Origin of the sequence: Microbispora sp. NPDC049125 (assembly GCF_040802045.1) — a bacterium.
GTDB lineage: Bacteria > Actinomycetota > Actinomycetes > Streptosporangiales > Streptosporangiaceae > Microbispora.
Genome location: NZ_JBEZDW010000002.1, coordinates 163,336 through 186,242 on the forward strand (window position 1 = coordinate 163,336; position 22,907 = coordinate 186,242).

Genomic DNA, 22,907 nt, shown 5'->3' on the forward strand with positions numbered 1-22,907 from the left:
CGGATCTCCTAAGGTAAGGGCATGCCTCGATTTCGCTCGATCCTGGACACTGTGGCGGCGTACAAGCCGGGCAAGGCCGTGGTCTCACCGGAGGGCCGGTCGTACAAGCTGTCCTCCAACGAGAGCCCCTACGAGCCGCTGCCGTCCGTGGTGGAGGCGATCGCCAGGGCCGCCACGGAGATCCACCGCTACCCCGACCCCGGTGCCGTACGGCTCACCGAGGCGCTCGCCGAGCGGTACGGCGTGCCGTACGACCACGTCGCGCTCGGCGCGGGGTCGGTCGCGGTGACGCAGCAGCTCCTGGAGGCCGCGGGCGAGCCGGGGGCCGAGATCGTGTACGCGTGGCGGTCCTTCGAGGCCTACCCCCTGCTCGTCGGCCTTTCCGGGGCGACGTCCGTCGAGGTGCCGCTGCGGGACGAGACGCACGACCTCGAAGCGATGGCCGACGCGATCACCGACCAGACCACCGTGGTCCTCGTCTGCAACCCCAACAACCCGACCGGCACGGTCAACCGGACGGCCGAGATCAGCCGCTTCCTCGACCGCGTGCCGGAGAGCGTGCTCGTCGTGCTCGACGAGGCGTACCGGGAGTACGTGCGGGACGAGGACGTGCCGGACGGCCTGGCGTTCTACCGCGAGCGGCCCAACGTCGCGGTCCTGCGCACGTTCTCCAAGGCGTACGGCCTGGCCGGGCTGCGGGTCGGCTACCTGATCGGGCAGGCGCCGGTCGCGGCGGCCGTGCGCAAGACCCTGCTGCCGTTCGCGGTCAACCACCTCGCACAGGTCGCCGCCATCGCGTCGCTGCGCGCGGAGGACGAGCTGCTGGAGCGGGTGGAGACGGTCGTCAAGGAGCGGGCCCGCGTGCGGGAGGCGCTGCTGGCCCAGGGATGGCCGGTCCCGCCCACCGAGGCCAACTTCGTCTGGCTGCGGCTGGGCGAGCGCACGATGGAGTTCGCCGAGCGCTGCGCCGCCCTCGGCGTCGCGGTGCGCCCCTTCGCCGGGGAGGGCGCCCGCGTCTCGATCGGCACCCCCGAGGCCAACGACACCTTCCTGTCCGCCGCCGAGGCCTTCCGCGGCTGACGCGGAGCCGCCGGCCGCGCACCGGCTGGTCCCGGCAGTGGCCGCTGTCGCCCACTGCCGGGAAAGGGGAACGCGCCGGGGCCCTCGAAGAGCAGCCGCCCTTCCGGCCCCGGGCGGAACCGGCCGAAAGTAGGGTCCTGACCGGCCGGGCCGGTGCTTTCGGCTGATGTCCGGCGCCGTGCCGGGCCCAAGGATGGGCCCATGCCACACGAAAACCTCCGCACGGCGCCGCGGACCCCGGCCCCGCGTGTCGTCCGCGCCTTCGCCGCGTTCCCCGCCTTCGCGGCGTTCCCGGCCTTCGCGGCGTTCTCGGCCGGGCTGTGCGCCCTCCTGGCGGTCGTCCTCTGTGCGCCGCCCCCCGCCGCATCCGCATCCGCATCCGCGTCCACGTCCGCGTCCGCGTCCATCGGCCCCGCCGGCGTCACTGCGAGCGGCGGGCCGGGCGGCGCGCCGCACCTGCCGAAGCCGACCGGCTCGCTCCCGGTCGGCGTGACGTCCCTGCACCTCGTGGACGCCTCCCGCCCGGATCCCTGGGTTCCCGAGGCGAGAACGCGGGAGCTCATGGTCTCCCTCTGGTATCCCGCGGCGTCCCGGCACGGGCCACGGGCGCCGTACGTCACGGCGAAGGAGTCGGAGCTGATCCTGAAGGGAACGGGCGTCACCGGCGTGCCGCCCGACGTGCTCAGCAGGACGCGGACCAACGCGGTCGCCGACGCCGAACCCGTGGGCCGCCGGCGCGGCCTGCCCCTCGTCATCCTGTCCCCCGGCTTCACCTGGCCGCGCAGCTCGCTCACGGCCCTGGCCGAGGAGCTGGCCAGCCGGGGCTACGTCGTCGCCGGCATCGACCACACGTACGAGACCTTCGCCACGACCTTCCCCGGCGGCCGGGTCACCACCTGCGCCGCCTGCACGATCGAGGCCGGTGACGACTTCGGGACGAAGGCGGAGGAGAGCCGCGCGGCCGATGTCTCGTTCGTGCTTGACGCGCTGACCGGGCCGCACCCTCCGTGGAAGGGCGGCGCGCTGATCGATCCCTCGCGGATCGCCATGGCGGGCAGCTCCCTCGGAGGCGCGAGCGCCGCCGTGGCCATGCTGCGGGACTCACGGGTACGGGCCGGGATCAACCTGGACGGCACCATGTTCGCCCCGATTCCCGCGAGCGGGCTGGCCCGGCCCTTCCTGCTCCTCGGCCAGCGTGCCCACAGCCCAGGCGGCGAGGATGCCACCTGGGACCGCGACTGGACGCGCATGACCGGGTGGAGGCGCTGGCTCGTGGTGGCCGGGTCGGTCCACGCGTCCTTCACCGACTACGACATGATCGCCCGGCAGATCGGCGCCGACCTCGGTGGCGACCTGGCCGGATCACGGTCGGTGGACATCACCCGCGAGTACGTCCGCGCCTTCCTCGACCTGCACCTGCGCCGACGGCCACAGCCTCTGCTGGACAGGCCGTCCGCGCGCTATCCCGAGGTCCTGTTCTGCGCTCCGGAGACGAAGACCTGCGGGTAGCGAGACGGCCGGCGGCCCGGACGCGGCCGGGTGTCCCCAGTTCTCAGGCGTCCCCGCCGGACGCGCGTGCCCCACGCACACGCATCCGGCGGCGAGCGCCGACTCCGGGTCAGCGGTTGAGCTTCTCCACGATCAGGCGGTACAGCTGGCGTGGGCGGCCCGGCTGGGGCGTGCGGTTCGGGGGGAGCGGCCACGCGAGTCCCTCGTCAACCAGCGTGCGCAGCAACCTCCGAGCCGTGCGGGGGGTGACGCCGAGCATCCGCCCGGCACCCTCCGCGTCCACCACCGTGTCGCCGCCCTCCAGCTTGGCGGCGAGGCGCGCGAGCACCTCGATCCCCTTGGGCTTGATCGGCCCGCCCGGCTGGGGAGGCATCCGCGGCGGCGGGACCAGAGCCCTGCCCTCACGGTCGACCGCGAAGCCCTGGGGCTGCTTGCCGCCCTGGCTGCGCGCGAGCGCTCCCCGGGCATGGGTCTCCGCCTCGTGCGTCGTACGGCCCATGCCCACGCCCACCTCGACGGCCAGGCCCAGCTCCTCGCGTATCCGCGCCGCGAACGGCAGCACCCGGAACCCGTCCGTCGCCGACGCGATCGAGCCCTTCGTGGCCACCACCAGGTAGCTGTGGTCGTCGATCGGCCACACACTGGCGTTGATCCGGTTGGCCTCCTGCACGAGCAGGCGGTGCAGGGACAGCCGCAGCTCGTCCCTCCAGTAGCGTGGCGCCGCCCGCCGTACCGGCTCGCGCAGCGTCGGCACCTCCACCAGCACGACCGTGAGCTGCGACTCCTCCAGCCGGTACCGTGCTCCGAGCAGCGCCGCGGTGTGCAGCGCCGAGCGGACCGCGGCCGACGTCGGCCGGATCGGCACCACCGGCACCCCGACCGCTGCCAGCCGTTCGGCGACCCCTTGGACGCATGTCAGCGCGCCCGTCGTGGCTCCCTGGCGGGCCAGCCGTTCATGGAAGGCCGCGATTGTGCCGATCGGGCCCGGCTCGTCGCGGCTGTGCACCTCTCCCGAGGGGAGGTTCAGATCCGCGTACGCCTCGTCGATGTCCGGGCGGCTCAGCACGTCGATGCTCACCCGCCGGGGATCGATCCGCTCGTCCAGTGCGGCCCTGGCGATCGCCGCCACCAGTGCGGCCCCGCCGAGCTGCACATGCGTGGCGGGCATCGTCAGCACGCCGGCCCGCCGTGCCAGCTCGAAAGGGACCGGGCTGGCGAACAGGCAGGCGTCCACGCCCGGCCCCAGCCGGGTCACCTTGTCCGCTGCCTCCTGCTCGTCCCGGTAGGCGGCTGCGACCAGCCGGCAGGGAACAGGGGCAGCCGCATGTCCCATGAGCATCACCCGCTCGACGAGATCATGTGATCCCACCACGCCAATGGTGAGATCCGGCGTCACCGTTCCCAGTCGCGACCCGCGCGGAGTGTCTTCCGTGCGCTCGACCAATGTTCGTCCCATCCTGCGTTGCCCTCGTTGTAGTGGCTTCTCTTTGGAACGATCGCTGGTTAAGGCCGTAATGTCACGCCCGGGTTTGCCGGAATACCATTCGGGGACGTGGTCGCCGTTCCCCGAATTGCAATGTTTTCGCTGGTCAGATGGGAAATATAGGTTTCCGGACTCAGTCCTCAGTCAAAGTGGAAATTTCACGGACCACATCTGCCCCGAGAGCCTGCATACGTTGCGCCAGCGCCGCGTGCCCCCGATCGATGAGATAGCCGGAGCCGATCGTCGTCTCACCGTCCGCCGCGAGGCCCGCGAGAACGAGGGCGATTCCGGACCGCAGGTCGTGTGCGGTGACCTCCGTACCGTGCAGCGGCGTACGGCCGTGCACGACCGCGCGGCTGCCCTCGACCTCGATGTTGGCGCCCATCTTGTTCAGCTCGCCGGCCAGCGCGAAGCGCCCGTCGAAGATCCGCTCGTGGATGTAGCTGGAGCCGTCCGCGAGACACGCGACGGTCATCAGCGGCGACTGCAGGTCGGTCGCGAAACCCGGGTACGTGTCGGTGATCACGTTGATGGGGCGCAGCGGCCGGTCGCGGCGGACGTGGAGCACGGCGCCGTGGTTGTCGAACTCCACGCCCATCTGCTCCAGCTTCCAGCGGACCACGCCGAGGTGCTCCAGCGAGGCGCCGACCAGGTTCACCTCGCCGCCGGTGATGGCGGCCGCCATCGCGAAGACGCCCGCGTCGAGCCGGTCGGGCATGACGGTGTGCTCGACGGCGGTCAGCTCGCCGACGCCCTCGACGGTGATGAAGCCCGTGCCGCCGCCGTGGATGCGCGCGCCCATGCGGGAGAGCATGCTGATGACGTCGAGCACCTCCGGCTCGAGCGCCGCGTTCTCGATCACCGTGGTGCCCCGCGCGAGCGCCGCGGCCATGATGAGGTTCTCTGTGCCGGTGTGCGAGGGGGTGTCGAGGTAGAGCGGCGCGCCGACGAGCCCGCCGGCCTTGATGTGGATGACGCTCTCCCCCTCGTCGACCATCGCGCCGAGACGCTTGTAGCCGAGGTAGTGGAAGTCGAGGTTCCGGCTGCCGAGGTTGCAACCGCCGATGCCCTCGATGATCGCCTCGCCGAGCCGGTGGAGCAGGGCCGGGACGAACAGCACGGAGCCTCGGAAACGCCGGGCGATCTCGGCGGGCAGGACGGGGCTGGTGAGCCGGGAGGCGTCGATGACGAGCGTCCGCTCGCTCTCGTGGAACTCGACCTTGGCGCCGATGGCCTGGGCCAGTTCGACGGCCCTGCGGACGTCCTCGATAACCGGCACGTTGCGCAGCACTGTACGGCCCTCGGCCGCGAGCAATGCCGCCCCGATCATGGGCAGTACGGCGTTCTTCGCGCCCTGGATGAAGGCGGTTCCACGCAGTACATTGCCACCGCGCACGCGGTAACGAACCATGAATGAGACTCCTATGTTGGGGGAAGGTTGGGGGAAGCGGGAGGACTCGCGTCAGCCGCGGCAGCCGATTCGTCGGCGAAGTCGTCGGCTTAGAGTAGCCGCAATCCCAGGCGTTACGCGGAGGAACTACCCGCTGAACGGACGAGGGAACATCGTACGGAAGATGCCCGTGTGACTGATGTGATCAGGTCGGAATCGGGCCTGGAATCGGGTCTGGATCACGCCGGGAATCGGGCCCGCAATCAGGCGCGGAAACGCTGCCCGGTGAGCCGTTCGAAAGCCTCGACGTAGCGGTCCCGGGTGCGCTCCACGACCTCGTCCGGCAACGGCGGGGGAGCCTCGCCGGACGCCCTGTCCCAGCCCGAGGCGGCCGACAGTAGCCAGTTCCTGACGTACTGCTTGTCGAACGACGGCTGCGAGTGGCCCGGCTCCCACTGGTCCAGCGGCCAGAACCGGGAGGAGTCGGGCGTCAGCACCTCGTCGCCGAGCGTCAGCTCGCCACGGTCGTCCCAGCCCAGCTCGATCTTGGTGTCGGCGAGGATGATGCCGCGTCCCAGTGCGATCTGGGCTCCGCGCGCGTACACGTCGAGCGTGATCCGCCTGAGCCGTTCGGCGACCTCCGGCCCGACCTCGGCGGCGACCTCGCCGAAGGTCATCGGCTCGTCGTGCTCGCCCACCGGGGCCTTGGTGGACGGAGTGAAGATCGGCTCGGGCAGCCGTGAGCCGTCGGTCAGGCCCTCCGGGAGACGCACGCCGGAGACCTCGCCGCTCGCGCGGTAGTCCGTGAGCCCGGAGCCGGTGAGGTAGCCGCGGGCGACGCACTCCACCGGGACCATCCGGAGTCTGCGGCACAGCACCCCGCGCCCGGCGAACTCCGCCGGCACGTCCGTCGAGACCAGATGGTTGGGCACGACGTCCGCGAGCTGCTCGAACCACCACAGCGACAACCGCGTGAGGATCTCCCCCTTGTCGGGGATGCCGGGTTCGAGGACGTGGTCGAAGGCGGAGATGCGGTCGCTGGCGACCATCAGCAGCAGCCCGTCGGGCATCTCGTACAGGTCGCGGACCTTGCCGGAGTGCAGGTGCTTCACCCCGCCATCCTCCCAGCCGCTCGCGGCCCGCCGGAAGCCGGGAGCACGGAAGCCGGGAGCACCGGGGGCCGGGGGCCTGGGGCTCGGGGGCCGGGAGCGTGTGTGCCCGGTCAGGGGGCCGACGCCGCCAGGGCGATGTCCGTCCGGTGGTGCGAGCCGCGCAACGTGATCTGGCCGACCGCCTCGTACGCGCGTGCCCTGGCCTCGGCCACATCGGCTCCCGTGCCGACGACGTCGAGCACCCGCCCGCCGCTCGACACCACCCGGTTGTCGTCCAGCGCGGTGCCCGCGTGGAGGACGTACGCGCCCTCGACCTCGACGGGGAGCCCCGCGATCGGGTCGCCCTTCACCGGGTCGGCCGGGTAGTTCTCCGCGGCGACGACCACGGTCACCGCGGCGCCTTCCCGCCACCGCAGCGGCGGGTGCCCGGCGAGGCCGCCGGTCGCGCAGGCGAGCAGCAGCCCCGCGAGCGGCGTCTCCAGCCGGTCGAGCACGACCTGCGTCTCCGGGTCGCCGAACCGCGCGTTGAACTCGATCACGCGGGGGCCGTCCGCCGTCAGCGCGAGCCCGGCGTACAGCACCCCCACGTACGGCATGCCCCGCCGGTTCAGCTCGGCCATCGTCGGCCGTACGATCCGCGCCATGACCTGCTCGGTCAGGCCCTCCGGGGCCCACGGCAGCGGGGTGTACGCGCCCATGCCGCCGGTGTTGGGCCCCTTGTCCCCGTCGTAGGCGCGCTTGAAGTCCTGCGCCGGCTGCAACGCCACCGCCGTCTCGCCGTCGCACAGCGCGAAGAGCGACACCTCGGGACCGTCCAGGTACTCCTCGATGACCACCCGCTCGCATGCCCGTGCGTGATCGAGGGCCTCATCGCGCGCGTCCGTCACCACCACGCCCTTGCCCGCGGCGAGCCCGTCGTCCTTCACCACGTACGGCGGGCCGAACGCGTCGAGCGCCGCGGCGGCCTCCTCCTCCGTCACGCAGGTGTACGCCCGGGCCGTGGGCACGCCCGCGGCCGTCATGACGTCCTTGGCGAACGCCTTGGACCCCTCGATCGCGGCGGCCTGCCCGGACGGCCCGAAGCACGCGACGCCGGCCGCCCGCAACGCGTCGGCCACGCCCGCGACGAGCGGCGCCTCCGGCCCGACGACGACGAGATCCACGCCCAGCCGCAGAGCGAGGGAGGTGACCGCCGCGCCGTCGGTGGGGACCACCGGGTGCAGGGTGGCGTCCTCCGCGATGCCGGCGTTGCCGGGGGCACAGTGGACTTCGGACACGGCCGGGTCGAGCCGAAGCGAGCGGCACAGGGCGTGCTCACGGCCGCCGGACCCGATGACAAGTACGCGCACGAGCCCCATTGTCGCAGTGCCGAGCAGGTAGTGGCTCCGGCGAGACTCCGGCAAGGCTTGCTCTGCGATTTCTAGCGAGATAGATGGCTTGGATAGAGATACACAGCGATAGCCAGTTTGTTCTGTTGCTTTTCGGCAACTAGTGCACGATCAGTGGCAGGGAGGAACGGTACGCTGAAAGCCGCCGGGCCTGATGTGGTAAGTTAGGCGGGCTTAGCGCTGTCTCGTGGCGATTGGAGGTGGTCTGGGATGAATTCTGGTGATCCCGTCAGTACGTGCTGGCGCACGTACGTCGTGCGCATTCCCGACCACTTCGAAACTGAGCCCGAGGGGCAGCTCACGCCTGCATGAAGGGGTGACATCACGTCGCGCGTGGAGCGTGCCGGCTCGGGCGGAAGGGACCGCCATGCGCTCCTCGATCAGCTTTCCCCGTATCAACAGGCAGACCCGCGTTCTCCCCGCCCGCCTCGCCCGCGCGTCCATGGGTGCTGAGCCCATCGATCGCTGCGTTCCGCCCAGCAGCTCGCTCGTCGAGTACGCCGCGTACGTCGGCGGGAAGAAGGTCCCGGCGGCCGGCATCCCCGAGGCCGTCCGGCTGGTCCGCGCGCACAACGAGGACAGCCCGGTGCCCGACGCGTACGTCTGGGTCGGACTGCACGAGCCCGCCGCCCCCGAGGTCGAGTGGCTCGGAGAGGTGTTCGGCCTGCACCCGCTCGCCGTCGAGGACGCCATCAAGGCCCACCAGCGCCCCAAGGTCGAGCGGTACGGCGACTCGCTGTTCGTCGTGCTGAAGACCGTCGCGTTCCTCGACAACGAGGTGGCCGTCGCCAGCGGTGAGATCATCGGCACCGGTGAGATCATGGCGTTCGTCGGGACGGACTTCGTCGTCACCGTACGGCACGGCCGGCACTGCCCCCTGGGTGACGTGCGCGAGAAGCTGGAATCGAAGACCAAGCTGCTGGGCCGCGGGCCCACGGGCGTGCTCCACGCGATCGCCGACCACGTCGTCGACAAGTACCTCCAGGTCGCCGACCTCATGCAGGCCGAGCTGGAGGAGGTCGAGGCGGCCGTCTTCGCCGAGGTCAGCTCCCGCGACATCAACCGCATCTACCAGCTCAAGCGGGAGATGCTGGAGCTGCGGCGCGCCGTCGCCCCGCTGCAGACGCCGTTCAACGCGCTGCCGCAGCGCCGGGTGATCCCCTCGGAGATGCGGGAGTACTTCCGCGACGTCAGCGACCACCTCTCGCGCGTGTGCGAGCAGGTCCAGTCCTCCAACGAGCTTTCCGACTCCATCCTCCAGGCCGCGCTGGCCCGGACCAACGCCCTCGCCAACGAGGACATGCGGAAGATCTCCTCGTGGGTGGCGATCATCTCGGTGCCCACGATGATCGCCGGGATCTACGGCATGAACTTCGAGCACATGCCCGAGCTGTCGGCCGCCTTCGGCTACCCGCTCGTGCTGTCCCTCATGGTCGTCGCCTGCACGCTCCTGCACCGGGCCTTCCGGCGCAACGGCTGGCTCTGAGCTCTGCGCACAACTCCCCAGGAGGTCAGGCGCCTCCTTCAGGCATGGAGGCGCCGAGAGGGCCGAGCCCGCGCAGGGCGATGTCGACGGCCCGCAGGCCGGCCGCCCAGACGCGCTCCGGGGGCTCGCCCCTGTCCATGCTCATGAGCGCCGCGAGGTGGCCGGCCCCGGCGACCGCCCCGATCGCCGCGGCGGCCTCGGTGAGGTCGATCTCGTCGCCGTAGGCCTGCTGCAGGGCCTCCGCCAGCCGCCGCTGCGTGTCGTACAGCAGGTGGAGGCGGCGCGCGCTGAGCGCGGGGACCGACATGATGAGCCGGTTCCTGAGGCCGGACAGATCGGCCGCGAGGTCGGTGCCGAGCAGCGCCGACCGGAGGCTCTGGTGCGCCAGGCGCAGCAGGAGGCCGGCCACCGGTTCGCCCGCGCGGCGGTGGGCGATCAACTCCAGCGCCTCGTCGGCGCGCGCCCGGTGGTCGAAGAAGACGACGTCCTCCTTGCCGGCGAAGTAGCCGAAGAACGTACGCGCCGACACGTCCACGGCCGCGGCGATCTCCGCGATGGTCGTCTCCTCGTACCCCTTCTCGGCGAACAGCCGCAGTGACGCCTCGATCAGCGCCTGCCGGGTGCGCAGCTTCTTGCGTTCCCGCAGGCCAAGGCCATCGCTCATGTCCAAGACTTTATGACATTTCGGATTGATTTTCATTCATTGCAATCTTGCAGTCGATGATGTTATGTGGAGGAGGCAGGCGTCTCGACAAGCCGGCCGCGTCAACCATGACAGGAGAGTGTCATGACAGAGGCCGTACCACGGGCGGCGAGCTTCCCCACGGCGCGGGAGCGCATCTTCGATCCCCCGGACGAGCTGCGACGGCTGCGCGAGGAGGCGCCCCTCCACCGGATGACGTACGCCGACGGCCACGAGGGGTGGCTGGTCACGGGGTACGCCGCCGTCCGGGCGATCCTCGCGGACCCGCGGTTCAGCTCGCGCCCCGAGCAGCTGCACTCGCCGATCCCGCAGCGGGCGGCCCGGCCCGAGGACATGTCGGTGCCGCCGGGCTTCTTCATCCGCACCGATCCCCCCGAGCACACGCGCTACCGGCGGCTGCTGACGGGACAGTTCACCGTACGCAGGATGAAGCTGCTGGAGCCCAGGATCCAGGAGATCACCGACGCCTGCCTCGACGAGATGGAGCGTGAGGGGGCCCCGGCCGACCTCGTCGCCTCCTTCGCGCTGCCGATCCCCTCGCTGGTCATCTGCGAGCTGCTCGGCGTGCCGTACGAGGACCGCGAGAAGTTCCAGCGGGACTCCTCGATCCTGCTGAACATGGAGTCGTCGCTCGACCAGGTGCGGGCGGCGATGGCCCACCTCCTGACCTACCTGCACGGCCTGGTGATGGCCAAGATGGACCATCCTGGCGACGACCTGCTCAGCGGTCTCATCGAGGGCGGCGAGCTGGACGACCAGGAGCTCAGCGGCATCGCGATGCTGCTCCTCATCGCCGGGCACGAGACGACCGCCAACATGCTGGGCCTCGGCACGTTCGCGCTGCTGTGCGACCCCGGGCAGCTCGCGGCCATGCGGGACAAGCCCGAGGTGGTCGACAACGCGGTCGAGGAGCTCCTGCGCTATCTCAGCATCGTCCACGTCGGCCCCACCCGGGGCGCGCTGGAGGACGTCGAGATCGAGGGTCACCTCATCAGGAAGGGTGAGGCGGTGACGCTGTCGCTGCCGGCCGCGAACCGCGACGGCGAGCGGTTCGAGGGCGGCGACACCCTGGACATCGACCGGACCGCCCACGGGCATCTGAGCTTCGGCCACGGCGTGCACCAGTGTCTGGGGCAGCAGCTCGCGCGGACGGAGATGCGGATCGCCTTCCCGTCGCTCCTGCGCCGGTTCCCCGGCCTGCGCCTGGCCGTGCCCGCCGACCAGGTCCCGCTGCGCTCCACGATGGCCATCTACGGCGTGCGCCGGCTGCCGGTCACCTGGTAGGAGAGAGGAGGCCACCCGTGAAGATCAAGGCGGACACCGGCCGGTGCGTCGGCGCCGGGATGTGCGCGCTGACGCTGCCCGAGGTGTTCGACCAGAGCGAGGACGACGGCACGGTGGTGGTGCTGGAGACCGAGCCGCGCGAAGACCTCAGGACCTTGGTGAACAGGGCCGTCCAGCTCTGCCCGTCGGGCGCCCTTTCCGTGGAGGACTGAGATTTTCGCGGGACGTCCACGGGAACGTACTTCGGGGCCGTCTCCGGCGATCCTCACGGACGGCTACTTGACGGATACGCTGCGATCCTGTTGTCTGGTGATGTCGGCATTCGCCGTTTCTTGTGGGTGACCCGGAGCCCCGTCCCATCGGGACGGGGCTCTAACCTGTCCCGGGTATCTGTCCCGGATGTACGGGCGGGCTCAGGCGTTGACCGGCCGGAGCGGGCTGACCGGCTCGGGGAGCGGCAGGCCCCGCGACTTCCACAGGCGGCGCATGCGGTCGGGGTAGTCGGTGACGATCCCGGCGGCCCCCGCGTCGATGAGGCGGGCCGCCTCCTCCTCGTCGTTCACCGTCCACGGGACCACCGGCAGCCCCCGGCGGGACGCCGCCTCCATCAGGGCCGGGTCGACGAGCTCACGGTCGGGCGACAGCGTCGTCGCGCCCATCGCGTGAGCGGCGGCCGCGAGATCGCCGTCGAAGTCCTCCAGGCGCAGGCCGTTCATCCAGTCCGGTGTCATCGTGTCCCGCTCGATCAGCGCGTACCGCCGCTGGACGAGCGGCCGGGCGATCTCCAGGACCCGCCAGTCGAAGCTGAGCAGCGCCGACCTCGACAGCCGGTCGTGCCGGTCCAGCTCTCCCACGACGAGCTCGGTGAACCGGCGGGGATCGGCGGACAGGCCGGGCCGGGTGGGATCGGACTTCAGCTCGACGTGCAGCCGCACCCCGTCGGCGCCGAGCGCGCCGATCAGGCCGAGCACCGCGCCCAGCGTCGGCATGCGCGTGTCCGGCAGCGGCACCTGGGTCAGCGCGAAGCGGTCGTCGGGCCGCTGCGGGAGCCGTACGCCGACGTCGAGCGTGCGGAGCTGGGCCAGCGTGAGCGACATGACCGGTTTGCCGACGTAGGGGAACATCTCGTCCCCCGGGGTCGCCATGCCGGTGTCCGCGCTGGTCACCGGTGACACGAGCAGGTCGTGGGTGAGGACGACGTGCCCGTCGGCCGACATGGCGACGTCGAACTCCAGCGCGTCGACGCCGACCTCGAGCGCGAAGGCCAGGCCGGGAAGGGTGTTCTCGGGCCTCAGCCCGCGCGCGCCGCGATGCCCGTGTAGCTCAACGTATCCATGCACAAGGGCGTACCTTACTGCGCGGGCCGCGCGCCGCCCGGGATTCCCCGGGTTTCCCGGCGCGCATGCCACGAACCATCACATTCAGAGCAGGCACATCAGATCAGGGACCGCAGCTGCAGGGTCTGGGTCCGGCCGGGGCCGACGCCGATCGCCGAGATCGGGGCGCCGCTCATCTCCTCCAGCGCCCTGACGTACGACTGCGCGTTGGGCGGCAGGTCGTCGAACGTCTTGGCGCTGGTGATGTCCTCCTGCCAGCCGGGGAACTCCTCGTAGATCGGCGTGGCGTGGTGGAAGTCGGTCTGCGTCATCGGGATCTCCTCGTGGCGGACGCCGTCCACGTCGTAGGCGACGCAGACCGGGATGCGCTCCAGGCCGGACAGCACGTCGAGCTTGGTGAGGAAGAAGTCGGTGACCCCGTTGATCCGCGTGGCGTACCGCGCGATGACCGCGTCGAACCAGCCGCAGCGGCGGTCCCGCCCGGTGGTGACGCCGTACTCGCCGCCGGTCTGGCGCAGCCACTCGCCCTGCTCGTCGAGGAGCTCGGTGGGGAACGGCCCCGAGCCGACGCGGGTCGTGTACGCCTTGAGGATGCCGATGATCTTGGTCAGGCGGGTCGGGGGGATGCCGGACCCGGCGCACGCGCCGCCCGAGGTGGGGGAGCTGGAGGTGACGAAGGGGTAGGTGCCGTGGTCGATGTCGAGCAGCGTGCCCTGGCCGCCCTCCAGCAGCACGACCTTGCCCTCGTCCAGCGCCTTGGACAGCACGAGGGAGGTGTCGGCGATGCGGGGGCGCAGCCGCTCGGCGTAGCCGAGGTACTCGTCCAGGACCTTGGCCGGGTCGAGCCCACGCCGGTTGTAGATCTTGGTGAGGATCTGGTTCTTCTCGCTCAGCGCGGTCTCGATCTTCTGGCTGAGGATACCCGGGTCGAGCAGGTCCTGCACCCGCACGCCCATCCGGTAGATCTTGTCGCCGTACGCGGGGCCGATGCCTCTACCTGTCGTGCCGATCCTGGCCTTGCCGAGGAAGCGCTCGCTGACCTTGTCGATGGCCTTGTGGTGGGGCATGATCAGGTGCGCGCTGGCGGAGATCAGCAGGCGGTCGCAGGAGATCCCGCGCTCGGCCAGCCCGTCGATCTCGCCCAGCAGCACGCCGGGGTCGATCACGACGCCGTTGCCGATGACGGGCACGACGTCGGGGGACAGCACCCCCGTCGGCAACAGGTGCAACGCGTACTTCTGGTCTCCGATGACAACGGTGTGGCCCGCGTTGTTGCCGCCCTGGTAGCGGACGACGTAGTCGACGTCGCCTCCCAGGAGGTCGGTGGCCTTTCCCTTGCCCTCATCGCCCCACTGGGCGCCCACGAGAACGACAGCCGGCATGGTCTCTTACTCCCGCGCCAAAACGGAAAACCCCTGACCGCAAGCGCGGCAGGGGCCTCTTGCATACAGAGACTACCCGAGTGTGCCGGTCTGGGTGAACGGGATCTTACGCGCGGTATCGCCGTGTTCATCGCACCCAGCCCCCTCGTCCCAGCCCCCTCGTCCCGGCCCCTCGTCCCGGCACCGCGCCCCCCGCCGCGGGGGGCGGGGCGCGCGGCCGGGGACGGTCTCGCGGCGGCGGGGGTTCAGCGGGGCTCCGGCAGGGGTGCCTCGGGGATCGCCGCCGAAGGGACGGCGACGGTCACTGGCTGGCGGCGAGGGCCTGCGCCGCCTCGGGGCTGCTGTCGCGCAGGAACTGGGCGCACCGCTCGGCCTCGTCCTTCTCGCCGATGGCCTGGGCGGCCCGGGCGAGGGCGTTCAGGCAGCGCAGGAACCCCCGGTTCGGCTCGTGGTCCCAGGGGATGGGGCCGTGACCCTTCCATCCGGCGCGGCGGAGCTGGTCCAGCCCGCGGTGGTAGCCGGTCCGCGCGAACGCGTACGACGTGACGGCGTGCCCGGACGCGAAGTAGTCGTCGGCCAGGGCGGCCCACGCCGCGGAGTAGGCGGGGAAGCGCGCGGCCACGTCGGCCACCTTGGCGCCCGCCTCGGCCATCTGCCGCGCCTCCGGGGTGTCCGGCAGCAAGGTGGGCGGCGGGCCGGGAAGGAGGTTCTCGTGCGTTTCCATGCGCACAGTCTTCCCTCTGGAACGCTGGAAGACTAATGGCGGATCAAGGAAAAATCGATCTTTTCTATGCGACAGACCGGTATTCGCCGGACGGGGCCGCGTCGGGCAACCGGGCCGGCCCGTGCACGGCGGTCCGTGCCGGTCCATACTGGCCGTACTGGCCGTGCTGTCCCGCGCACCGGCGGGGTGCGCGGGACGCCGACGTGCGCCGGGCGGCCTGTGCCCGGGACGGCGGGCCGGTCGGCCCGGATTGTCAGCCCAGCTTGGTGCCCGCCGACTTCAGGTGCCGGCACGCCTCGACCACGCGCTCGGCCATGCCGGCCTCCGCGGCCTTGCCGTACGAGCGGGGGTCGTAGGCCTTCTTGTTGCCGACGTCGCCGTCGACCTTCAGCACGCCGTCGTAGTTGCGGAAGATGTGGTCCACGATCGGCCGGGTGTAGGCGTACTGCGTGTCGGTGTCGATGTTCATCTTGACGACGCCGTACGACAGGGACTCGTGGATCTCCTCCATGGTCGAGCCGGAGCCGCCGTGGAAGACCAGGGAGAAGGGCTTGTCCTGGCCGTACTTGGCGCCGACCGCGTCCTGGAGCTCCTTGAGCACGCTGGGACGGAGCTTCACGTGGCCCGGCTTGTAGACGCCGTGCACGTTGCCGAAGGTGGCGGCGACGATGTAGCGGCCACGCTCGCCGAGGCCGAGCGACTCGGCGACGGCCAGCGCGTCCTCGGGCGTGGTGTACAGCTTCTCGTTGATCTCGCCGACGACGCCGTCCTCCTCGCCGCCCACGACGCCGATCTCTACCTCCAGGATCACCTTGGCGGCGGCGCACTTGTCCAGCAGCTCAGAGGCGATCTGGAGGTTCTCGTCCAGGGGCACGGCGGAGCCGTCCCACATGTGGGACTGGAACAGCGGCTCCTCGCCGCGGGCCACACGCTGGGTGGAGATCTCCAGCAACGGGCGCACGAACGAGCCCAGCTTGTCCTTGGGGCAGTGGTCGGTGTGCAGCGCCACCGTCACCGGGTACTTCTCGGCGACCACCTTGGCGAACTCGGCGAACGCGACCGAACCGGTCACCATGTCCTTGATCGTCGACCCGGAGAGGAACTCGGCGCCACCGGTCGACACCTGGATGATGCCGTCACTGTCCGCCTCGGCGAAGCCGCGAAGCGCCGCGTGCAACGTCTGCGACGAGGTCACGTTGATCGCCGGATAGGCGAACCCGCCCGCTTTGGCGCGGTCGAGCATCTCGGCGTAGACCTCTGGAGTCGCGATAGGCATCGAAAGTCATCTCCTTCTAGGACGGAACCGGCGCTGGCAAGTATCCCCAAGTCCAGCCCGGTCAGGGAAGCGCGGAAAGTCGCGCTCATTCCACGATTTGCGGTTCTCCACGGCGGCCACCGCTTCTCAGTCTCATCTCATCCGGCACCGGTAGGCTCACCCCGTGGACGTGCTCTTGGACCTTCTTGACCCGAAGTGGTGGCTGGGCATGCTCGGCGCCTTCGCGACGATCGGTGTCATCGCCATCGTATTCGCCGAGACGGGGCTGCTCGTCGGGTTCTTCCTCCCAGGGGATTCGCTGCTGGTCGCGGCTGGAATTTTCAGCTCCGCGGCCGCGGCCCAGGGGCTGGGGATCGCACCGCTGTCGCTGCCCGCTCTGCTGATCTTCGCGCCGCTGGCCGCCGTCGCGGGCGCGCAGCTCGGCCATCTCATCGGGGCGAAGATGGGGCGCAAACTCTTCGACAAGCCCGACTCCCGCCTGTTCAAGCGGGAGCACGTCGACAAGGCCGAGTACTACTTCGAGAAGTTCGGCCCGGCGAAGGCCGTGGTCGCGGCCCGGTTCATGCCGATCGTGCGCACGTTCATGAACCCGGTCGCAGGCGTCCTGGAGATGAAGGCCCGGCGCTTCTTCGTGTGGAACGTCCTGGGCGGCGTCGTCTGGGTCGAGGCCATGCTCCTGCTGGGATACTTCCTGGGCATCAGGGTCGAGGGCATCGACAAGTACATCCTCCCCGGCGTCTTCGTCATCGTGTTCCTGTCGCTCATCCCGATCATCCGCGAGGTGGTCAAGAGCCGCCGGGCCGCGTCCGTCGAACCGCGGGGGCGGCACCACGCCCCGAAGTGACCAGCACCGAAGTGACCTGCCGGTACTGAGACCAGCCTCACACCCGCTACTCTCCGGAATGTGGGACGCCACAGGTCTGACCCGCTCGGCATCGCCCGGCTGGCACTCGTCGGCCTGGTGATCGTGCTGCTGCTCGGGCTGATCGGGATCGGCGTCAGGTCGATGGTCTCCGCACTCGGGTCCGACGCTCCGGCGACCTCGTCTCCGGCCGCCACCGCGCCGGCCGTCCCGTCGGCCGAGGCCTCCGCCCCCCGGGTGCCCACCGTACGGATCGTGTGCCGGGCGGACCGGTGCCCCGTCTTCGTCCGGGTGCCGGGCGGCGACGTGCTCATCGACCGGGACCTGAACCGCGACGAGGAGGCGTCCTACTTCCAGCCCGAGCTCGACGTCGTGCTCGACGACGCCGGCGCGGTGCTGGTCGAGGAGAACGGGACGGCCCGGCCGGCGGGTCAAGCGGGCGAGCGCGAGTCGTTCAAGGTGACGAGATCCCCAGGTCCGTGAGGTTGTAGGCCGAGCGGTACGGCACGCCGGTGGCGGCCAGCGCGTCGTCGCCGCCGCGGTGCACGATCGTCGCGATCCCCACCACCTCGGCCCCGGCCTCGCGCAGCGCCTCGACCGCCGTGAGCACCGAGCCGCCGGTGGTCGTGGTGTCCTCCACGGCGAGGACCCGGCGTCCGGCCACGTCCGGCCCCTCGACCCTGCGCTGCAGGCCGTGCGCCTTGCCCGCCTTCCGTACGACGAACGCGTCGAGCGTCCGCCCCCGGGAGGCCGCCGCGTGCAACATGGCCGTCGCCACCGGGTCGGCTCCCAGCGTGAGCCCCCCGACGGCCTCGTATCCCAGATCCTCGGTGAGGTCGAGCATCACCCGGCCGACGAGGGGCGCCGCCACTCCGTCCAGCGTGATCCGTCGCAGGTCGACGTACCAGTCCGCCTCCTTGCCGGACGACAGCACGACCCGCCCGTGCACGATCCCCTTGTTCTTGATCTCGTCCAGGAGCCTCTCGCGGTCACTCATGGTGCTCAGCGTACGGCTGAGGCGGGTCCGGGCTCTTCGCCACCCCTGCCTCCCGTCCAGGACTTTCGCAGGTAAAGGGCCGCCGTCGGTTTAGCCATGAGGAGCCTTCGGAATTAATGCCGATGCAACTCAGCGTAATCGTGAGGTCGCAATGCGTGCAGAAGTACGGCAAACCGATGTGGAACTCCTCGAGGCCGTCCGGGGAGGCGACACGGCGGCCTTCGGCGCGCTCTACCGGCGGCACGTCGTCGCCGCCCGGTGCCTCGCGAGGCAGCTGGCGCAGGGCGAGGAGGTGGAGGACATCCTCGCGGAGACGTTCGCGGGGGTCCTCGACATGATCAGGCGGGGCGAGGGGCCGGTCTCCGCCTTCCGGCCCTACCTGCTGACGGCCGTCCGGAGATACGCGGCCGTCGGGCAGGTCGACCTGGCGGACGCCGCCTCCTTCTACGTGGACCCCGAGCTGGCCGGCCTGGAGCGCGCTCCCCTGGCCAGGGCGTACCTCTCGCTGCCCGAGCAGTGGCGGATGGTGCTGTGGCACGCGGAGATCGAAGGGGCCCGGCCCGCCGAGATCGGCTCTCTCCTCGGCCTGTCCTCCGCCGGAGCCACCGCGCTGGCGCGGCTCGCCCGCGAGGGCCTCCGGCAGGCGTACCTGCGCCTCCACCAGGAGGCCGGGCCGCGCGCCGGCTGCCTGCCGGTGCTCGCCATGATCGTTCAGCACGTCGAGGGCCGCCTGCCCCCGCGAGAGGCCCGCGTCGCCGACGAGCACATCGCCGAATGCATCGACTGCCGGGCGGTCTTCCTGGAGATGGCCGACGTGGCGCAGGGGCTGCGGGCCGTCGTCGGCCAGCTCGTCGCAGGACCGGCGGTGGACGACTATCTGGCGGAGCTCACCCGCGCCTCCCAGCGTCCGCGAAGCCGCCTGGCCGGCCTTCCCGCGCTGATCAGGAGCGTGCCCACCGCCCAGCGGGCCGCGATGGCGGGGGTGGCCGCGGCGACTCTGGCCACCGGCGCCTTCCTGCTCGCCGCCGAGCCGATCGGCTTCAACCCGTCCCTGCCCTTCGGCGGCGCATCGTCATCCTCCCCCGCCGACCGGCCGCCCGGCTCCCGGTCGGCCACCACGGCGGCGTCGTCGGGGCCGTCGAAACGGGCGCCCGGCGGTTCCCGGGACGGCGCCGCTTCACCTGCCGGCTCCGCTTCGGGCTCTGCATCGGGCACTGCTTCGGGCTCTGGTTCTGGCCCGGGCTCCGGGTCTGAGGGGCGCCGGTCGCGGGAGGCGCAGGTCCCGCTCGCGCAGCGGGAGCGCGACGCCGCGCAGCGGGACGGCGACTCCGTGCCGGTCGCCCGTGAGCAGGCCAGGCGGCGTCAGCCGGGGGGAGGCAGGCCCGTGCTGCTGGCCTCCGTCGACCCGCTCGGCGCGCTCCTGCGCGCCCAGCCCGGCCTCGTCGCCGTACGGCTCCGCAACGCCGGCGCCGCGACCAGCCGGGACGTCGAGGCCACGGTGACGCTGCCCGCCGGAGTCACCCTCCTCGACGCCGACGGGCAGGCGAGGGCACGCGGCCATTCCGGCACAGGTGGCGGCGGACACGGCCCGGTGACGGCCGGCACGGTCGACGGCTGGTCATGCCGTACGGCCGGTCGGCTCGTGCGGTGCGCCCGCGGCGCTCTGGGCCCGGGAGAGGTGACCGCGATCTTCCTGCGGGTGGCGGTGGCGCCGGACGCGCCCACCGGTGGCGGGCTCGGGGTGTCGGTCCGGGCGGGGGCCGCGGCGGTCGCCGCGACGTCCGGCGCCGGCGTGCGCGCCTCCGGCGCCGCGGCCCGGTTCGCCGCCGACGGGCGCGTGCTCACCCGCGTTGTGGGCAACACGCTGGTCAGCACGGCCACCCCGCCGCCCGGCTGCGGCGCCGGCGTCCGTCAGCCCGCCGGCGGCTCGGGCGTCGCCGTGCCGCTCGACCTCGACCGGGACGCCACCACCCCGAGCTCCAGCTGTGCCCGCCTCGATCTGCCGGCCGGGGCCCGCGTGCTGTGGGCGGGGCTCTACTGGTCGGCCAGTGGCGGGAGGGTCGCCCCTGTGCAGGACGTCAAGGTGGCCGCCCCGGCGACGGCCGGTTACCGGACGGTGCGAGCGGCCGAGGTGGCCCGCCGCGACCTGCCCGGGGGCTCCGGCTACCAGGCGTTCGCGGACGTCACCTCCCTGGTGCGGACGTCAGGCCGGGGCCGCTGGTGGGTCGCGGACGCGTCCTCCGGCTCGGGGGCGGTCCGGCGGGCCGGGTGGAGCCTGGTCGTGGTGGCCGCCGACGAGCGGCAGCCGTACTCCAGGACGGTGGTGCTGGACACGGCCGCGGTCGTCGGAGGCGGGCGGGGGGACTTGAAGGTCCCCCTCGACGGGCTGGCGCCGGGGGCGGTGCCGGCGAGGATCGACCTGGTCGTGTGGAACGGCGAGGGCGTCAAGGGCGGGGTCGTCACCCTCGGAGCCCAGCCGGGGGCGGGAGGGCGGCATCGAGGCAGGGGGATCGAGGGCGCCGCTGTGGCGCTCGACTCCTTCCACGCCCTCCTGGGGCGCCATCCGGTGCTGCGGCTGACCACGAGGCGGACCCCGTTTTTCTTCGGTGTGGCCGCCGTCAGCGCACGCCCGTGGTCATAACGATTTGGGGGGAGGAAAGAGCACGACAAACTGGTACGGTCGGCGTGAACGCTTCCGCTGTCAGGGCCCGGGCGAGCCAGACTCCCCTCGTGCGGGCGAGGGTTGAATCGCCGGGAATCACCCTCGCACGATCACCCGCTTGACTACCCTGAGAGAGCCACGTAGGAAGGGCGGTGTCGCGTGGATCGCTGCGCGCTGTTCGTTGACGCCGGCTACTTGCTGGCGGACGGCGCGATGGCCGTCCATGGGACCCGCCATCGTGAAGCCGTCGCCTGGGACTATCCCGGCCTGCTGCAGCTCCTGGCCAACCTGTCACGGGAGCGCACCGGCCTGCCGCTGCTGCGGTGCTACTGGTACGAGGCGACCGTCGAGGGCCGTCGTACTCCCGAGCACGACGTGCTGGCCGACATCCCGGGCCTCAAGCTCCGCCTCGGCCGTATCCGTCCCGGCCGGCGGGAGGGTGTGGACGCCCAGGTGCACCGTGACCTGATGAGCCTCGCCCGCAACAACGCCGTCTGCGACGCCGTCGTGGTCAGCGGCGACGAGGACCTGGCGCAGGTGGTCGGCGACGCCCAGGACCTCGGCATCCGCGTCACGGTCATGCAGATCGCCGCCGACGGCGGGTGGAGCACGTCCCGCGCCCTGCGCCAGGAGTGCGACGACCTCATCGAGATCGGCGGCGGGCAGTTGCGGCAGCTCGTCACCTTGACCACGGCGACTCCCGATCCGGGTGTGCCGGTCGGCAACGGTCAGCACCAGTCCGCGGGGAACGGGCACTCTCGTGGCAACGGCGTGGTCTCGCTCGCCAACGGTTCCCACCAGCCGTCTCAGCCGTCCCTGCAGCCGCCTCAGCAGGCGGGCGGCCGCTCGACGGCGGCGCACGCGCGCCCCTCGCAGCCCGCCCTGCCTCCGCAGCCGTCCCCGCCGCCATCGCCACAGTCATCCCCGACGCCGCCCTCCTACACGACGTACGGCTCGGAGACGCAGCCCGCGGCGCAGCAGCCGCCGTCCCCGCAGCCCGCGCCCCCGCAGCCCGCGCCCACACCGACACCGGCTCCGCCGCCGTCGGTGGCCCCGGCAGCGCAGAGCGGTCCCCCCTCGTCGAGTCAGTACGCTCCGGGCGGCTCTTCCTCGCCGGGCCAGTACTCGTCGAGCGGCCCTTCGTCGCCGGGCCAGTATTCGTCAGGCGGCTCTTCGTCGTCGTCCCAGTACGCGTCAGGCGGGGCTTCCTCGTCCAGCCAGTACTCCTCGGGTGGCGCCTACTCGCCGTCCCAGCTGGGGCCGTACACGGGCCCGCAGCCCGCTCCGGTGCCGGCGCAGACCGGGGGGACGACCACGCTCGCGGAGGCCGTCAAGGCGGCGCACAAGGAGGGCCACGACTTCGGCGACTCGGTGGCCCGCGACGCCCCCGCCCTCTGGCTGGAGGCGGTCCTGGCACGCAAGCCCCGCATGCCCTCCGACCTGGAGGCGCGCCTGCTGCAGGGCTCGTCCCTGCCGATCGACTTCCTGCTCCACGACGAGGTACGCCACGCCCTGCGCCGCGGCTTCTGGGATGCCCTGGAACGGGCGCGGCGCTGAACGGGCGCCGCTGAGCCGCCGGCGCGCTGAGCGCCGCTTGCTCAGGTGAGGGCGTCGAAGCCGGCCCGTAGATGGGCCACACGGTCGGCGAGGTCGCTGACCGCTCCGTTCATCGCGGTGTCCGCCGACTTGTCGGCCAGCTCCCTGACCTGCTTGAGCTCCTCCTCGACAGCGGTGATCCGCTTGGACAGCTCGGTCAGGACGGACGTCTGTTCGCCGCCGCCGGATGCGGTCAGCTCGGCGGAGAGCCGGTCGCGCAGCATTCCGGCCTGTTCGGTGAGCCGCCGGTTCATGGAGTAGAGCTCGACGAACACGGCGACCTTGGCCCGCAGCACCCAGGGGTCGAAGGGCTTGGTGAGGTAGTCGACGGCCCCTGCGGCGTACCCTCGGAAGGCGTAGTCGGGCGCGCTGTCCACCACGGTCAGGAAGATGATCGGGATGTTCCTGGTGCGCTCCCTCCGCTTGATGTGCGCGGCGGTCTCGAAGCCGTCCATGCCGGGCATGCGGACGTCGAGGAGGATGAGCGCGAAGTCGGTGGACAGGAGGGCCTTCAACGCCTCCTCACCTGACCTGGCCCGCACGGGGATCACGTCGAGCGAGCTGAGGATCGCCTCAAGGGCGATCAGGTTCTCCTCGCGGTCGTCGACCAGGAGGACTCTGACGCGGTCAGGCATG

Annotated in this window: 20 protein-coding genes; 9 read left to right on the forward strand and 11 right to left on the reverse strand. The window is 71.5% G+C overall.

Translation table 11 applies throughout. The annotated features are described in order from the left end of the window. The first annotated feature begins 21 nt into the window (after nt 1-21). Together hisC and AB0B72_RS03185 are read left to right on the forward strand one after the other, a co-directional pair. Nucleotides 22-1,080: a histidinol-phosphate transaminase gene (gene hisC, locus AB0B72_RS03180; protein WP_367736631.1), complete on the forward strand. Its 1,059-nt coding sequence runs from the start codon at nt 22-24 to the stop codon at nt 1,078-1,080. A 201-nt stretch (nt 1,081-1,281) separates the two neighbouring features. Further along, nucleotides 1,282-2,589: an alpha/beta hydrolase family protein gene (locus AB0B72_RS03185; RefSeq protein ID WP_367736632.1), complete on the forward strand. Its 1,308-nt coding sequence runs from the start codon at nt 1,282-1,284 to the stop codon at nt 2,587-2,589. A gap of 109 nt (nt 2,590-2,698) precedes the next feature. Here the strand turns inward: AB0B72_RS03185 and AB0B72_RS03190 are convergent, their stop codons facing one another. The 4 genes from AB0B72_RS03190 to purD form a co-directional block, all read right to left on the reverse strand. Next, entirely contained in the window at nt 2,699-3,928 is a 1,230-nt protein-coding gene (locus tag AB0B72_RS03190; protein WP_367736842.1) for a transcriptional regulator, read from the reverse strand. A 277-nt stretch (nt 3,929-4,205) separates the two neighbouring features. Beyond that, nucleotides 4,206-5,483, reverse strand: a complete 1,278-nt coding sequence (gene murA / locus AB0B72_RS03195; protein WP_367736633.1) for a UDP-N-acetylglucosamine 1-carboxyvinyltransferase — start codon at nt 5,481-5,483, stop codon at nt 4,206-4,208. Nucleotides 5,484-5,725: 242 nt separating this feature from the next. After that, nucleotides 5,726-6,574 carry a phosphoribosylaminoimidazolesuccinocarboxamide synthase gene (locus AB0B72_RS03200; protein ID WP_367736634.1) on the reverse strand — a complete coding sequence of 283 codons (849 nt, stop codon included), beginning with the start codon at nt 6,572-6,574 and terminating at the stop codon, nt 5,726-5,728. Between the two features lie 110 nt (nt 6,575-6,684). Next, complete coding sequence (gene purD, locus AB0B72_RS03205) at nt 6,685-7,923, reverse strand: phosphoribosylamine--glycine ligase (protein WP_367736635.1); 1,239 nt, start codon at nt 7,921-7,923, stop codon at nt 6,685-6,687. A gap of 406 nt (nt 7,924-8,329) precedes the next feature. Between purD and corA the strand changes: the two genes are divergently transcribed. Then, nucleotides 8,330-9,448, forward strand: coding sequence for a magnesium/cobalt transporter CorA (gene corA, locus AB0B72_RS03210; RefSeq protein ID WP_367736636.1), 1,119 nt, complete (start codon nt 8,330-8,332; stop codon nt 9,446-9,448). Nucleotides 9,449-9,473: 25 nt separating this feature from the next. Here the strand turns inward: corA and AB0B72_RS03215 are convergent, their stop codons facing one another. Then, on the reverse strand, nt 9,474-10,112 hold the full coding sequence (locus tag AB0B72_RS03215) for a TetR/AcrR family transcriptional regulator (protein ID WP_367736637.1): 639 nt from the start codon (nt 10,110-10,112) through the stop codon (nt 9,474-9,476). A gap of 123 nt (nt 10,113-10,235) precedes the next feature. Between AB0B72_RS03215 and AB0B72_RS03220 the strand changes: the two genes are divergently transcribed. Continuing rightward, entirely contained in the window at nt 10,236-11,435 is a 1,200-nt protein-coding gene (locus AB0B72_RS03220) for a cytochrome P450 (RefSeq protein ID WP_367736638.1), read from the forward strand. A 17-nt stretch (nt 11,436-11,452) separates the two neighbouring features. Then, entirely contained in the window at nt 11,453-11,647 is a 195-nt protein-coding gene (locus tag AB0B72_RS03225) for a ferredoxin (protein ID WP_367736639.1), read from the forward strand. Between the two features lie 201 nt (nt 11,648-11,848). On the opposite strand, the gene AB0B72_RS03230 is transcribed toward AB0B72_RS03225, so the two are convergent. The 4 genes from AB0B72_RS03230 to fbaA all read right to left on the reverse strand — a co-directional run bounded on the left by AB0B72_RS03230 (nt 11,849) and on the right by fbaA (nt 16,154). Further along, on the reverse strand, nt 11,849-12,775 hold the full coding sequence (locus AB0B72_RS03230; RefSeq protein ID WP_367736640.1) for a glycerophosphodiester phosphodiesterase family protein: 927 nt from the start codon (nt 12,773-12,775) through the stop codon (nt 11,849-11,851). A gap of 95 nt (nt 12,776-12,870) precedes the next feature. Continuing rightward, nucleotides 12,871-14,154 (reverse strand): adenylosuccinate synthase, encoded by a 1,284-nt coding sequence (locus AB0B72_RS03235; protein WP_367736641.1) that lies wholly within the window; start codon nt 14,152-14,154, stop codon nt 12,871-12,873. 301 nt (nt 14,155-14,455) lie between these two features. Then, complete coding sequence (locus AB0B72_RS03240) at nt 14,456-14,878, reverse strand: DUF3151 domain-containing protein (RefSeq protein WP_367736642.1); 423 nt, start codon at nt 14,876-14,878, stop codon at nt 14,456-14,458. A 253-nt stretch (nt 14,879-15,131) separates the two neighbouring features. Further along, complete coding sequence (gene fbaA, locus AB0B72_RS03245; RefSeq protein ID WP_367736643.1) at nt 15,132-16,154, reverse strand: class II fructose-bisphosphate aldolase; 1,023 nt, start codon at nt 16,152-16,154, stop codon at nt 15,132-15,134. A 163-nt stretch (nt 16,155-16,317) separates the two neighbouring features. Between fbaA and AB0B72_RS03250 the strand changes: the two genes are divergently transcribed. Both AB0B72_RS03250 and AB0B72_RS03255 read left to right on the forward strand, forming a co-directional pair. Continuing rightward, nucleotides 16,318-16,998 (forward strand): DedA family protein, encoded by a 681-nt coding sequence (locus AB0B72_RS03250; protein WP_367736644.1) that lies wholly within the window; start codon nt 16,318-16,320, stop codon nt 16,996-16,998. A 60-nt stretch (nt 16,999-17,058) separates the two neighbouring features. After that, entirely contained in the window at nt 17,059-17,499 is a 441-nt protein-coding gene (locus AB0B72_RS03255) for a hypothetical protein (RefSeq protein WP_367736645.1), read from the forward strand. On the opposite strand, the gene AB0B72_RS03260 is transcribed toward AB0B72_RS03255, so the two are convergent. Then, entirely contained in the window at nt 17,471-18,013 is a 543-nt protein-coding gene (locus tag AB0B72_RS03260; protein WP_367736646.1) for an orotate phosphoribosyltransferase, read from the reverse strand. The genes AB0B72_RS03255 and AB0B72_RS03260 overlap by 29 nt on opposite strands. A 178-nt stretch (nt 18,014-18,191) precedes the next feature. Between AB0B72_RS03260 and AB0B72_RS03265 the strand changes: the two genes are divergently transcribed. Further along, a complete protein-coding gene (locus AB0B72_RS03265) occupies nt 18,192-20,654 on the forward strand; it encodes a hypothetical protein (RefSeq protein WP_367736647.1) in 2,463 nt (820 codons plus the stop codon). Nucleotides 20,655-20,834: 180 nt separating this feature from the next. Then, nucleotides 20,835-22,232 carry an NYN domain-containing protein gene (locus AB0B72_RS03270; protein ID WP_367736648.1) on the forward strand — a complete coding sequence of 466 codons (1,398 nt, stop codon included), beginning with the start codon at nt 20,835-20,837 and terminating at the stop codon, nt 22,230-22,232. Between the two features lie 41 nt (nt 22,233-22,273). Here the strand turns inward: AB0B72_RS03270 and AB0B72_RS03275 are convergent, their stop codons facing one another. After that, complete coding sequence (locus tag AB0B72_RS03275) at nt 22,274-22,906, reverse strand: two-component system response regulator (protein WP_367736649.1); 633 nt, start codon at nt 22,904-22,906, stop codon at nt 22,274-22,276. Nucleotide 22,907: the final 1 nt, after the last annotated feature.